Origin of the sequence: Nocardioides sp. NPDC057577, from assembly GCF_042801335.1 — a bacterium.
Classification (GTDB): domain Bacteria; phylum Actinomycetota; class Actinomycetes; order Propionibacteriales; family Nocardioidaceae; genus Nocardioides.
Window position 1 is genome coordinate 1 of record NZ_JBHVGB010000173.1, and the last position, 13,067, is coordinate 13,067.

The 13,067-nt window shown below is 68.9% G+C and carries 14 protein-coding genes; 10 read left to right on the forward strand and 4 right to left on the reverse strand.

Going from position 1 to position 13,067, the window contains the following annotated elements; all coding sequences use genetic code 11:
• Positions 1-95: 95 nt before the first annotated feature.
• From ACFU7D_RS24540 to ACFU7D_RS24550, 3 genes are read right to left on the reverse strand one after another with little or no spacing between them, the layout of a single operon-like run.
• A complete protein-coding gene (locus ACFU7D_RS24540; RefSeq protein WP_378731067.1) occupies positions 96-785 on the reverse strand; it encodes a histidine phosphatase family protein in 690 nt (229 codons plus the stop codon).
• Positions 782-1,498 carry a zinc ribbon domain-containing protein gene (locus ACFU7D_RS24545; RefSeq protein ID WP_378872255.1) on the reverse strand — a complete coding sequence of 239 codons (717 nt, stop codon included), beginning with the start codon at positions 1,496-1,498 and terminating at the stop codon, positions 782-784. The genes ACFU7D_RS24540 and ACFU7D_RS24545 overlap by 4 nt, the downstream gene beginning before the upstream one ends.
• 57 nt (positions 1,499-1,555) lie before the next feature.
• The gene (locus ACFU7D_RS24550; RefSeq protein ID WP_378872257.1) at positions 1,556-2,353 is read right to left on the reverse strand and encodes a Nif3-like dinuclear metal center hexameric protein; all 798 of its coding nucleotides are present in this window, start codon (positions 2,351-2,353) and stop codon (positions 1,556-1,558) included.
• A 155-nt stretch (positions 2,354-2,508) separates the two neighbouring features.
• Between ACFU7D_RS24550 and ACFU7D_RS24555 the strand changes: the two genes are divergently transcribed.
• The 6 genes from ACFU7D_RS24555 to ACFU7D_RS24580 are packed head-to-tail and all read left to right on the forward strand — an operon-like array spanning position 2,509 to position 8,503.
• Positions 2,509-3,642: an ABC transporter ATP-binding protein gene (locus ACFU7D_RS24555; RefSeq protein ID WP_378872259.1), complete on the forward strand. Its 1,134-nt coding sequence runs from the start codon at positions 2,509-2,511 to the stop codon at positions 3,640-3,642.
• Positions 3,639-4,844 (forward strand): spermidine/putrescine ABC transporter substrate-binding protein, encoded by a 1,206-nt coding sequence (locus ACFU7D_RS24560; protein ID WP_378872261.1) that lies wholly within the window; start codon positions 3,639-3,641, stop codon positions 4,842-4,844. Before ACFU7D_RS24555 ends, ACFU7D_RS24560 begins: the two co-directional genes overlap by 4 nt.
• Before the next feature lie 16 nt (positions 4,845-4,860).
• Entirely contained in the window at positions 4,861-5,751 is an 891-nt protein-coding gene (locus tag ACFU7D_RS24565; protein WP_378872263.1) for an ABC transporter permease, read from the forward strand.
• Positions 5,748-6,581, forward strand: a complete 834-nt coding sequence (locus ACFU7D_RS24570; RefSeq protein WP_378872266.1) for an ABC transporter permease — start codon at positions 5,748-5,750, stop codon at positions 6,579-6,581. The genes ACFU7D_RS24565 and ACFU7D_RS24570 overlap by 4 nt, the downstream gene beginning before the upstream one ends.
• Complete coding sequence (locus ACFU7D_RS24575; protein ID WP_378872268.1) at positions 6,581-8,233, forward strand: amidohydrolase; 1,653 nt, start codon at positions 6,581-6,583, stop codon at positions 8,231-8,233. Before ACFU7D_RS24570 ends, ACFU7D_RS24575 begins: the two co-directional genes overlap by 1 nt.
• A gap of 21 nt (positions 8,234-8,254) precedes the next feature.
• Positions 8,255-8,503, forward strand: a complete 249-nt coding sequence (locus ACFU7D_RS24580) for a zinc-ribbon domain-containing protein (RefSeq protein WP_378731084.1) — start codon at positions 8,255-8,257, stop codon at positions 8,501-8,503.
• Between the two features lie 262 nt (positions 8,504-8,765).
• Here ACFU7D_RS24580 and ACFU7D_RS24585 read toward each other — a convergent pair whose 3' ends face one another.
• Complete coding sequence (locus tag ACFU7D_RS24585; protein WP_378872270.1) at positions 8,766-10,001, reverse strand: HNH endonuclease; 1,236 nt, start codon at positions 9,999-10,001, stop codon at positions 8,766-8,768.
• Positions 10,002-10,554: 553 nt separating this feature from the next.
• On the opposite strand from ACFU7D_RS24585, the gene ACFU7D_RS24590 reads away from it, so the two are divergent.
• The 4 genes from ACFU7D_RS24590 to ACFU7D_RS24605 are packed head-to-tail and all read left to right on the forward strand — an operon-like array spanning position 10,555 to position 13,065.
• On the forward strand, positions 10,555-11,550 hold the full coding sequence (locus ACFU7D_RS24590; protein ID WP_378872272.1) for an intradiol ring-cleavage dioxygenase: 996 nt from the start codon (positions 10,555-10,557) through the stop codon (positions 11,548-11,550).
• 35 nt (positions 11,551-11,585) lie between these two features.
• The gene (locus ACFU7D_RS24595; RefSeq protein ID WP_378872274.1) at positions 11,586-11,780 is read left to right on the forward strand and encodes a twin-arginine translocase TatA/TatE family subunit; all 195 of its coding nucleotides are present in this window, start codon (positions 11,586-11,588) and stop codon (positions 11,778-11,780) included.
• Positions 11,777-12,550, forward strand: a complete 774-nt coding sequence (gene tatC, locus ACFU7D_RS24600; protein ID WP_378872276.1) for a twin-arginine translocase subunit TatC — start codon at positions 11,777-11,779, stop codon at positions 12,548-12,550. The genes ACFU7D_RS24595 and tatC overlap by 4 nt, the downstream gene beginning before the upstream one ends.
• Positions 12,538-13,065, forward strand: a complete 528-nt coding sequence (locus tag ACFU7D_RS24605) for a hypothetical protein (protein ID WP_378872278.1) — start codon at positions 12,538-12,540, stop codon at positions 13,063-13,065. Before tatC ends, ACFU7D_RS24605 begins: the two co-directional genes overlap by 13 nt.
• Positions 13,066-13,067 lie beyond the last annotated feature (2 nt).

Consider the following 13,067-nt stretch of genomic DNA (forward strand, 5'->3'; position numbering starts at 1 on the left):
CAGGACCACCGCCCCTACCTGAGGCCGAGGGCCACTGCGTTCAGACCCTCGCGCCAGCGAGCGTGTCGAGACCAACACGGTCACTGACCGCGCCGTCAGAAGGTGCCGGCGGCGAAGGGGTCGCGGGAGACGGGGAGGCCGTTGAAGAGGCGCATGGAGGCGCGGTCGTCGGCGAAGAAGGAGACGACGGTGACGGAGGCGGGTGAGAGCTCCATGCTGAAGACTCCGCCGATCGGGGCTCCCAGTGCGTGCGCGACGATCAGCTTGATCGGCGACACGTGCGAGGTGACCACGACGGTCTCGCCGGCGTGGGCCTCGAGCACCCGCGAGAGACCGTCGAGCACGCGTGCCTGAGCGGCGTCGAAGGACTCGCCGCCCGGCGGCGCGACCTCGGTCGCACCCATCCAGGACTTCATCTCCTCGGGGAACCGTTGGGCGACCTCACCGAAGGTGAGCCCCTCCCACTCCCCGAACTCGATCTCCGCGAACGCAGGCTCCTCGACCAGCCGGGCACCGAGCGCACCGGCGACGAGCTCGCCGGTCTCGACGGTGCGCAGGACCGGCGAGGTCACGACGGTCGAGACCGAGGACGCGAGCGGCTTGAGCCACTCCGCGGTGAGCATCACCTGCTCGCGGCCCTCCTGGGTCAGCGGCGGGTTGTCGCCGCCGAGGCCCCCGGAGAACGCCTTGGCGGCGGTGTGCTTGGTGACCCCGTGGCGTACGAGGACCAGGGTCGTCGCCGCCGCACCGGCCCCCCACCCACGCGACGTGGACGACGCGGTCACAGCCCCGACTCGGCGGTGCGGACCAGGATGCGGGAGCACTCCTCGCAGCGCACGACCTCGTCGGCGGCGAGGCCGCGGATGCGGGAGATCTCGGCGGGGTCGAGCTGGAGGTTGCAACCACCACAGCGGCGGGCACGCAGCTCGGCGGCGCCGACACCCATCTTGTCGCTCAGTCGCGTGTAGAGGGTGAGCAGGTCGTCGGGGATGCCTTCGAGCGCCGGTGTCCGCTCCTCGGCGACCCCGGCGAGCTCGCCGTCGATCTTCGAGGTCTCGACGTCGACGGAGTCGACCGCGACCGCGAGCTTCTCGCTGATCTCGGCGTGCTCGGCCTCGAGCCGGGTCACGCTCGCCTGAGCCTCCTCGAGCTGCTCCATGACCTCGAGCTCCTCGTCCTCGAGCACCGAGATCCGGCGGTCGAGGGTGGCGAGCTCGTGCTGCATGCGCTCGAGGTCCTTGGCGCTGCTGATCGCCCCGGAGTCCATCCGCTCCTGGTCGCGCCGGCGGCGGGTCTTGACCGCCTCGACGTCGGCGTCGGCCTTCTTCTGCACGCGCTCGAGGTCGTCGCGCGTGACCCGGGCGTCGCGTACGGCATCGTCGGTGGTCTTCTTCGATGCCGTCAGCTCCGCCACGACGGCGGCCTGCGGCAGATGCGCACGGCGGTGGCGGAGCTGGAGCGCACGCGAGTCCAGCTCACAGACGTCGAGCAGCTTCACCTGGGCGAACGGGTCGGCTTTCAGCGGATTCTCCTCAGCTATTCACACACGAACTTCTTACAGGCGCAGCGTCCACGGGTCGGTGACGATCTGCGAGACCCGGGTCTCCACCGTATCTCCGAATGCCTCCCGAAGTCGCCTCGCCAGCACAGGCAGCCAGGTCCACTCCGCCGCCCAGTGCGGGATGTCGATCAGCGCACCGCCCTTCTCGAGAAACTCAGAGGCCGGATGGTGGCGCAGATCGCTGGTCACATAGACGTCGTACGCAGCCACCTGGTCGAGCAGGAAGTCACCCGCGCCGCCGCACAGCGCCACCGAGGACACCGGCCGATCGAGGTCGCCGGCGACCCGGATCCCGGCCGTGGTCGCGGGCAGTGCGGCCGCCACGGACTCGGCGAACGCACCCAGTGTCGTCGGCGCCACCGTCCCGGCCCGCCCCGTCCCGACCTCGGGGGACTCCCCCAGTACCAGCGGCCGCAGCGAGCTCAGTCCGAGCGCGAGCGCCAGCGACTCCGAGACACCGCCGAGCGCCTGGTCGGCGTTGGTGTGAGCGGTGAGCAGCGCGCACCCCGCGGAGACGAGCGTCGTGAGCGTGCGCCCTTTAGGGGTCGTCGCGGCGAACCCGTGCACACCTTTGAGGAAGAGCGGATGATGGACCACGACCAGGTCCGCACCCCACGCCGCCGCCTCCTCGGCGACCGGGAGGGTCGGGTCGACAGCGAGAAGCACCTTCGAGACCGGCTGTGATGGCTCGCCCCACACCAGGCCGACGGCGTCCCATTCGTCGGCGGTGGCGGGCGGATACCACTCATCGAGCAACGAGGTGACGACAGACAGCGGCGGCGGGGTCGACATGGGGTCAACCCTAGATCCCGAGACCGGGGCCGCACTCACCGGCGACGCCATACACGAAATCGAGTTCGTAACCGTACTTTTACAACCGATTCCGTACTTTTCACCGGATCCTGTGGTGGAATGCAGCGCTAAGTGAACAATCGACTGGAGCAGCGATGACCACGACAGCTACCCCGGACCCACCCTCCGGCTCGGTAACCATCACCGGCCTGACCAAGACCTATGGCCAGGCCACGGCGGTCGACGGCCTGGATCTGGAGATCCGGGCCGGCGAGTTCATCTCGCTGCTGGGCCCTTCGGGCTGCGGCAAGACCACGACGCTACGCATGATCGCCGGGTTCGAGAAGCCCGACTCCGGCAGCATCACGATCGGCGGCAAGGACGTGATCAGGCTCGCGCCCTACCAACGCGACGTGAACACCGTCTTCCAGGCGTACGCACTATTTCCGCACAAGTCCGTCGCGGAGAACGTCGCCTACGGCCTGCAGCAGCGCAGGACCCCCAGGGCGGAGGTCCGCGAGCGGGTCGTCGAGGCGCTGCGGATGGTGCGGATGCTCGACTTCGCCGACCGCGGCCCGGCCCAGCTCTCCGGCGGCCAGCAGCAGCGGGTGGCGCTCGCCCGGGCGCTGGTCAACCGCCCCGGTGTCCTCCTCCTCGACGAGCCGCTCGGCGCCCTGGACCGCCAGCTGCGCGAGGAGATGCAGGTCGAGCTCAAGCTGCTCCAGTCCCGCCTCGGGATCACCTTCGTCTTCGTCACCCACGACCAGGGCGAGGCGCTCGCGATGAGCGACCGGATCGCGATCATGCGTGCCGGGCGGATCGAGCAGCTCGCCGATGCCGACACCGTCTACAACCAGCCCGCCAGCGCGTACGTCGCCGGCTTCGTCGGCCAGCAGAACTTCCTGCACGGCGAGGTCAGCGCCGACGGCACCACCGTCGAGACCCCGTTCGTGACGATCGAGGGTCCGGCGAAACCCGACGGCAAGCCCGGCGAGCCGCACCAGGCCGCCGTCCGCCCCGAGCTGATCGCGATCGACGCCAAGGACGGGACCCACCTGGCGACCGAGGGCCGCAACACCGTCGCCGGTGAGGTCCTCCAGATCTCCCCCCTGGGCGAGGTCATCCAGTACCTCGTCAAGGTCACTGACCAGACCAGCCTCCTGATCCGCCGCCCCACCCACGGCGCCGCCCGCTTCGCCCCCAGCGACCAGGTCCTCTGCAGCTGGGCCGCGGAGGACGTGCGACTTTTCCCCCTCGACACCCCGTCCACCGCTAGGAGCCCACAGTGAACCCTCGAGTGAACAAGGACAACGACGTACGCATCCTGGCCAGCCATGCCGGCGCTCGGGCGATCCGCCAGGAGCTCTCCCGGCGCCACTTCCTGAGCCTGGCGGCCCTCGCCGGTGCCGGCGTCGCGCTGAGCGCCTGCGGCTCGGGCGACGGCGGGTCATCGAGCGCGGTCGAGCCGGGCGCCGGTGCGACCGGCGGGCCGGTGGAGAAGTCGCTCTCGATCTACACCTGGGGCGACTACGACTCCCCCGAGGTGATCGACGCCTTCGCCAAGACCGGCCCGAAGGTGACCCTCGACTCCTACGGCTCCAACGAGGAGCTGATCTCGAAGCTGGTCGCGGCCAAGGGCACCAGCGGCTACGACATCGTCGTGCCGACCGGGGTCTACATCCCGCAACTGATCGAGAACCAGATCATCGTCCCGCTCAACAAGGACCTGATCCCCAACATCGCCAAGGTCGACCCGAAGTTCCTCGGCCAGGACTGGGACCCGGAGAACGAGTACTCGGTGTGCAAGTGCTGGGGCACCACCGGGTTCGTCTACGACACCACGCTGATCAAGCGTGACCTGACCACCTGGAACGACTTCATCGACGCGATGCAGAACGAGGCCTCGGGCCGGACCTCGCTGCTCGACGACCCGCAGGGTGTCGCCGGCCTCTACTTCTGGGCCAACGGCATCGACTGGAACACCGAGGACATGGCCGACTACGACGCCTACGAGGCCGAGGCGGTCGAGAAGTGGGCGCCGCACGTCGCCGGCTTCGACTCCTACCCGGCCACCGGCGCGATGCAGCAGAACACCTTCGCGCTGATGCAGAACTGGAACGGCGACTCCCGCCTCGGCATCCTCGAGCACAAGCAGCCCGACCGCTGGAAGTGGGTCCTGCCCGGCCCGACGACCGAGCTGTGGATGGACAACTGGTGCATCCCGACCGGCGCTCCCCACCCCGAGGCCGCCCACGCGTTCCTGGACTTCGTGCTGGAGCCGGAGAACTCGTTCCTGGAGATGGACTACATCGGTTACAACACCGGCGCGGTCGGCATCAAGGAGCTGGCCACGGAGCGCGACGTCAAGCTGCCCGAGATGATCTTCTTCACCGACGAGCAGATCGCCACCATGAAGAACGGCGCCGTCAACAAGGCTCAGGACCGGCGTACGGAGGTCTACGACAAGCTGAAGGCCGCCGCCAGTGCCTAGGAGTGCGCCCCGCAGGATGCCGGGCTTCGCCCTGGCTGTCCCGGCGTGGCTGTGGCTGTCGGTCTTCTTCGTCGTGCCGTTCCTGCAGGTCGCCTGGTTCAGCCTCGGCGAGAAGCCCGGCATGTTCGGCACCCACAGCAACGCGGTGATGTCGCTGGACCGCTACGTCGAGGCGTTCAGCCCGACCTTCTTCACGATCTTCCGGGCGACGCTGTGGATGAGCGTGCTGGGCACGGTCGCCTGCCTGCTGATCGCGATGCCGGCGGCGTACTTCATGGCCCTGAAGGTCCCCGCGCAACGTCGCGGGCTGCTGATCGCGCTGGTGATGGTCCCCTACTGGACCTCGTTCCTGATCCGCACGATCGGCTGGAAGGTGATCCTGTCGTCCGAGGGCGCGCTCGCCGGGTTCATGACCGACATCGGTCTGGTCGGCGACCCGCACGACCTGCTCAACACCCGTGGCGCGGTGCTGCTGGGCCTGATCTACAACTATCTGCCGCTGATGATCCTGCCCCTGTACGTCGCCTTCGACCGCGTCGACAACGCCCTCGGTGAGGCGTCCAAGGATCTGGGCGCCGGCCGGGTGCGGACGTTCTTCCAGGTCACGCTGCCGCTGGCGCGGCCCGGCATCATCGCCGGTGTCATCCTGGTCTTCATCCCGATGATGGGCGACTACGTCACCCCGGCGGTCCTCGGCGGCGCGAAGGGCACGATGGTCGGCTCGCTGATCGCCAGCCAGTTCCTGACCGCTCAGAACTGGGCGCTGGGCTCGGCGATGGCGGTCGTGCTCATCCTGCTCACCATGGTCGTCGTCGTCCTCGCCATCGCCATGCTGTGGGGCGTGGGATGGCTCGTCCACAGACGCAGCAAGCTCGTCATCGGAACCAAGGAGGTGGCGACCGCATGAGCAGACCCTCCGGCACCAATCTCGCGCTCGGCGTGTGGACCACGCTGGTCTTCCTCTTCCTGTTCGCCCCGATCATCGTGATCGGCATCTACTCCTTCAACGGCGGCCGCCTGCTCACCGCCTGGGACGGCTTCAGCCTGCAGCCGTTCACCGCGATCATCGAGCGGCCGACCGTACGCCACACCGTCGCCGTCTCCCTCCAGACCGCCGTGATCGCCGCGCTCCTGGCGTGCGCGCTCGGCACCCTGGCCGGGATGGCGATGGCGAGGTTCCCGGGCCGCTGGGCGGGCCCGTTCACGCTGCTGTTGCTGCTGGTCTCGGTGACGCCCGAGATCGTCGACGGCATCGCGCTGCTCCCCTGGTTCGTGACGCTCGGACAGGACTGGTCGCTGTTGCCGTTCAACAACGGCTACGTACGCCTCGTGATCGGGCATTCGCTCTTCGCGACAGCGGTCGTCACCTACATCGTCCGGGCCCGCCTGGTCGGGCTGGACGCGTCGCTGGAGGAGGCCTCGGCGGACCTCTATGCGCGGCCTGTCACGACCTTCTTCAAGGTCACGCTCCCGCTGGTCGGACCGGCGGTGCTGGCCGGTGGGCTGCTGGCCTTCACGCTGAGCCTCGACAACACGGTGATCTCCTCGTTCATCAACGTCTCCGGCACGACCTCGTGGCCCGTCTACGTGCTCTCCTCGGTCCGCTCCGGTCTCAAGCCCGAGATCGCCGCGGTCTCCACGATCCTGCTGGTCCTCACGCTCCTGGTCCTCGGCCTGGTGGCCCTCGTGCTCAAGCGCTCGGGCTCCTCGGTCACCGACACCATGGCCGTCAACTGATGGGCGGTGCCGGCGTCGCGGCGGACCTGCTGCTGCGCGGTGGCCGCGTGCTGTGCTCGGGGGGCTCGGGAGGCTGGTCGGAGGCGACCCTCGCGGTCCAGGGTGGGCGGATCGCGGCCATCGGCGAGGATCTCGACGCTCTGGCCGGCCCTGAGACGGTGATCGAGGAGCTCGACGGCCGGTGGGTCCTGCCCGCCTTCCACGATTCCCACGTGCACCCGATCCAGGCCGGGCTGGAGATGAACCAGTGCGACCTGACCGGACTCTCGACCCTCGAGGGCTACCTGGACGCCATCGGGACCTACGCCGCGGCCGACCCAGGGCGCGTCTGGATCACCGGCGGTGGCTGGTCGATGGACTCCTTTCCGGGTGGGGTGCCTAGCGCTTCGCCTCTCGATCGCCTGCTTCCGGACCGCCCGGTCTTCCTGCCCAACCGCGACCACCACTCCGCCTGGGTGAACAGCCGCGCGCTCGAGATCGCCGGCATCGATGCCCACACGCCCGATCCCGCCGACGGGCGCATCGAGCGCGACGCCGCCGGTCGACCCACCGGCGCGCTGCACGAGGGCGCGATGGCGATGGTCGGCTCGCTGGTGCCGACGCCGACCTCCCGCGACCTGACCGAGGCGCTGCTCACCGCGCAGCGCCATCTCCACTCCGTCGGCATCGTGGGCTGGCAGGACGCGCTGGTCGGCGAGGGTCTCGGCATGCCGGACTCGCTGCCGACCTACATCGCGGCGCGGGAGTCCGGCGTGCTCACCGCGAAGGTCGTCCTCGCCCAGTGGTGGGACCGCGACCGCGGCCTGGAGCAGCTGCCCGAGCTGATCTCGCGCCGCGCCCGTGCGGCGGCGGCCGGGCTGGACGCGGCCAGCGTGAAGCTGATGCAGGACGGCGTCTGCGAGACGCACACCGCCGCGATGCTCTCTCCTTACCTCGACGCTCACGGCCATCTCACCGACAACCGCGGGCTCTCCTTCATCCCGGCCGACGCCCTGGCCACCTACGTCGCGGCCCTGGACGCCAACGGGTTCCAGGCGCACATCCACGCGCTCGGGGACCGGGCGGTCCGCGACAGCCTGGACGCGATCGAGCACGCGCGGGCGCTCAACGGGGCCGGCGGGCTGCGACACCATCTGGCCCACGTCCAGGTCGTCTCCTTGCCCGACGTCGCTCGGTTCGCCGCGCTCGAGGTCACCGCCAACATCCAGCCGCTGTGGGCGTGCCGGGACGAGGCGGTCGAGGTGCTGACCCTGCCGTTCCTGGCACCGGCCGCGCGCGAGCAGCAGTATGTGTTCGGGTCGCTGCTGCGTACGGGGGCCCGGATCGCGTGCGGGAGCGACTGGCCGGTCTCCGACCCGGCCCCGTTGCTCGGCATGCACGTCGCGGTCAACCGCCGCGGGCCCGACCAGCCCGCCGACGCCGCCCCGCTGCTGCCCGAGGAGGCGCTGACGGTCGCCGAGGCCCTCGCCGGCTACACCACCGGCACCACCCACCTGAACCGTCTCGAGGGCTCAACCGGGCGGATCGAGACCGGGTACGCAGCCGACCTGGTCGTCGTCGACCACGACATCCTCGACGACGACACCACCGTGCTCGCCCGGACCCGGGTCACCCACACCTACGTCGACGGCCGCGAGGTCCACCGGCGCTGAGCGCGTGCAAGACTCGTCGGCATGATCATCTTCGGGCTCAAGACCTACACGCGACTGCTCGCCACGCTCTCGCTGGTCTGCCCCCACTGCCGCCAGCAGGCGGCACATCGCCTGTTCGAGGTCGTCAACAAGTTCACGCTCTTCTTCATCCCGCTCTTCCCGGTCAGCAAGTCGCGCCGGATGGACTGCACCTACTGCGGCTACGCCTCGAAGCTGTCCAAGGAGCAGGCCGAGCAGCTCCTCTCCGCTCCGCGTCCCACCCTCGGCTGACCCTTCCGCTGGGGCTAGCTGTCGGGCTGCTCGTGTGCGTAGGCGACTGAGCGGCTTGGGTGCCTGATCGGGTGGCGTAGGGCGGGTGGGGCCGAGTGCCTGACTGGGTTGGGAGATTCAAAGACCAGGGTGTTTGGCCTGGGTGCCATTCGGGTGTCTTGCGGGCTTCCAGCATCGGTCTGGGTTTCGTCGGGATACCTGTCCCTGTCCGGGTTTCAGAGGTACGTCGGGAGGTACGCCGTCGACGGCTGTTGTGCGGTGGTCAGGCAGCGCGGCCTGGGGCGACGCCGCCGATGCTGCCGACGTCAACGGTGCCGTCGGGGCCGGTGAGGAACTGGTAGCCGCCCGGGGAGCGCCATCGGTAGCGGCCCGGTGCGAGGCGTTCGTAGGTCCAGCCGAGGTGGGTCTTGGCGCGGTGGTGTCCTCGGCACAGGCAGGTCAGGTTCGAGGTGGTGGTCCTGCCGCCCTGGTCGTAAGGGATGCGGTGGTCGAGGTCGCAGTGCTCGGCCTTCACATTGCAGTCGGGGAAGGCGCAGGTCCGGTCGATGAGCTCGACCTGGGTCCTCAGCCGTCGGGTCGGGGCGTAGGCCTCGGTCGAGATCTCCTCGTTCAGGTCGATCACCACCGTTGGCCTGACGACCACTCCGGGCAGGCTCGCCCAGCGGTCGAGCTGTTCGATGGTGGCGAGGCCACGGGTGTTGCCGATCCGGACCAGGCCGGTTGTGGCCAGGTCCCGTGTGTCGGTGTGGATCTTCAGGTCGATCACCCGGCCGTTCCCGGGACGCCCATCACCGGTGCCGCTGGTGTAGGCGCGGCCCAGGATCCCGAGCGCGGCAGCTCGACGGGCATCGAGGGACAGATCGGCGGTGGCATCGTGGTCGAGAAGGCCATGGGCGATCGTGGCGACGGCGGCCTCGAGGTCGAGGGCGTCAGCCACATCGAGGGTCGCCGTGACCTCTGCAGTCGCACCGGCGGCCTGGCCCTGCTCAGCACCGACCGGGGGTAGGAACAGTCCCGGGTCGGTCTCGATGTCACAGCGACGGTAGTCGACGGCTTCCTCTGCGATCGCGGCGGTCAGGTCGGGTTCGAACAGGGCCGCGGCTTCCTTCACGGTCCGCTCCAGCTGAGCAGGACCGATCCTGTGGGCATGGGCAGCGACCTGGGTGTCGACCCAGCCCGCGACCTCCGGATCGAGGTGGCGGGTGATCTCGGCGACCCGACGGGCCCGCCACCCGGCCAACGTGCCGTCGAGGATCCGGGCCCAGGTGCGGGGCAGCCGCCAGGCCAGCTCGACCGCGTCGGCGAGGTACTTCCGGCCGGTGTAGGTCGAGTAGCCCAGCACCGCGGCGAACTCGATCACCGCTGCCTCCGAGATCATCGGCGCACCCGCCCCCGTGAGCATGACCGCACGGTCTCCGTAGGTGTCGACCTCCAGCACCGCCGCCTCACCAACGGTCTCCACCACGTTCACAGCGGCGTACTTCGCAGCAAGGATCAAGGTGTCGCGAGCCGCTTGATCCTCAACTGCACGTGCCGCCCGCACCCCGGTTAGCAATCCAGGCGAAGACCCGGCTCCAGCGACTGTTTTCATGCATCGAATCTACCACTCAAAGCATGTTTATGCATAGCACTCGGGGCTTACATTCAGGCAGTTCAGAGTGCCTTTTTGAATCAAGACTGAATCTCATAAATCCGCCCGTATCTGCTTTTTATGAGAACTGATTCAGTCCCGTTTGACCACACCCGACGTACCTCTCTGAAACCCGGACAGGGACAGATATCCCGACGAAATCCAAGCCGATGCTGGAAGCCCGCAAGACACCCGAATGGCACCCAGGCCAAACACCCTGGTCTCGAATCTCCCAACCCAGTCAGGCACTCGGCCCCACCCGCCCTACGCCACCCGATCAGGCACCCAAGCCGCTCGGTCGCCAACGCACACGACCGCGGCGAAGTCTCAAAGCAACCTCACAGGCGAGACAGATGGTCCTCACTGACCGAGACGTCAGAGTCGGGGTCATCGCAGCAGAAAGCTACGTCAAGGAGATGACATGAGCCGCGTACCCGAACCCGAGAACACCCCTGAAGGCCCTGCCTATGAAGGTCGCCTGCTTGTCCGCCCCGAGGAGGAGGTGGTCGACCAGGGTGCCGGTTTCGACATCTCGACGCTGCTGACCCGGCGCCGGGTCCTCGGACTCGTCGGGGTCGGCGTCGGGGCCGCTGCCCTGGCCGCTTGTGGGTCCACGAGCTCGTCGAGCTCGGGGTCGACCTCCTCGGGGTCCGGCGCGGCGGGGTCGACGACGTCGACGACCTCCGATGGTGAGATCCCGCAGGAGACCAACGGCCCCTACCCCGCCGACGGGACCAACGGCACCAACGTGCTGACCGAGTCCGGGATCGTACGCAGCGACATCACCTCCAGCCTGGACGGCGGCACGACCGTCGACGGGGTGCCGCTCGAGTTCACCTTCACCGTGACGGACATGGCCAACGACAACGCGGCCTTCGAAGGCGTCGCGGTCTACCTGTGGCAGTGCGACGCCCAGGGCCAGTACTCGATGTACTCCGAGGGCGTCGAGGACGAGACGTACCTCCGTGGGGTCCAGGTCGCCGACGCCAACGGCCAGGTGACCTTCAAGACCATCGTCCCCGGCTGCTACTCCGGCCGCTGGACGCACATGCACTTCGAGGTCTATCCCGACGCCGACTCCGCGACCACCGGCGACAACGCGATCGCTACCTCCCAGGTGGCGTTCCCCGAGGACATGCTGACCCCCATCTACGAGCTCGACACCTACGACGGCTCGGCGGACAACATGGCGCAGGTCTCGCTCGACACCGACAACGTCTTCAGCGACGGCTACGAGCTGGAGATGGGCACGTTCGAGGGCGACGCGGAGTCCGGTTACACCGGTTCGCTCGCGGTCGCCGTCGACACGACCACCGAGGCCACCATGGGTGCCGCTCCCGGCGGCGGTGGCGGCGAGGGCGGTGCTCCGCCCCAGGGCGGCGAAGGCGGTACCCCGCCCGAGATGCCGTCGAACTGATCTCGAAGACCCGACAACCGACCAAGGAGAACACCATGTTGCAGAACCTCACGGGCTGGCACGCCCTCGTCATCCTCGCCATCATCCTGCTCGTCTTCGGCTCCGCGAAGCTGCCGGCCCTGGCTCGCAGCGTCGGCCAGTCCGTACGCATCCTCAAGGACGAGACCCACGACGCCGCCGATGCGAAGCCCGTCACCGTCGAGGCCGTGGCTGACCACAGGGCCTCATGACCACCGCCACCGCCGCACCGGTCACCGCCAAGGGGACCATGCCCGTCGCCGGCCACCTGCGCGAGGCGAGCAGGCGTGGGATCCGGGCGGCGGTGGCGCTCCTCGTCGGCGTGGTCGTCGGCTTCTGGCTCTCCGACCAGATCCTGGAGGTCCTGCGCTCGCCGATCGAGCAGATCGCGCAGTCCCAGGACGCCAGCCTCAACTACGACACCGTCACCGGTGCCTTCGACCTCAAGCTCAAGATCGCGCTCTTCACCGGCGTGATCTGTTCCAGCCCGATCTGGCTGGCCGAGCTCTTCGGGTACGTCACACCGGGTCTGACCCGGCGCGAGAAGAGATACACCTTCGGGTTCCTCGCCGCGGCGATCCCGCTCTTCGCCGCCGGCTGCGCCTTCGGCTTCCTGCTCTTCCCGCACATGGTCGAGATGCTCGCCGGCTTCTCCTCCACCGAGGACAGCACGATCCTCAACGCCGGCTACTACGTCGACTTCGTGATGAAGATGGTCCTCGCCATCGGGGTCGCCTTCGTGCTGCCGGTCTTCGTGGTCGTACTCAACCTGCTCGGTCTGCTCCCCGCGCGCACCCTGCGGCGCAGCTGGCGCGCCATCGTCGTCGTCATCGTCCTGTTCAGCGCGCTGGTGACTCCGGCTGCCGACGTACTGTCGATGTTCCTCGTCGCCGCGCCGATGTCGGCCCTGTTCGCCGCCGCCGTCCTCATCACCCACCTCCACGACCGCCGCCTCGAAAGGAGCCAGCCGTGTTCGGTCTGAGCTTCGAGAAGCTGTTCCTCGTCGCGATCGTCGCCGGCCTCGTGATCGGCCCCCAGCGGCTCCCGCTCTACACCCACCGGCTCGCCGAGCTGATCCGCTCCTTCCGGAGCTTCGTCGACGCCTCCAAGGCCCGGGCGGAGACCGAGATCGGGATCTCGCGTGCGGAGCTGGAAGCCCTGGACGTACGCCGGTACGACCCACGCCGCATCGTCCGCACCGCGCTCACGGAGGCACCCTCGGCCCCGGCGGAGGCGACCGCTGAGGCGGCTGCCGATCTGGAGGCGGAAGCGAGCCGCGTACGTCCCGGGCAGAGGTATCTCGTCACCGGAGGCTCCGCCCACCCCCGCCGCGTCCTGATCTCCTCGCTCCCCGACGACGACCCCCGCCGCCTCGCCGCGAACGTCCCACTCCCGGCGCCCGACGACGCGACCGAGCTCCTCCTGACCGAGGTCAACACCCTCCTCCAAGAGTCCCGACCCGCCCACTCGACGAAACGCCGAGTCGGCTCATCCTGACC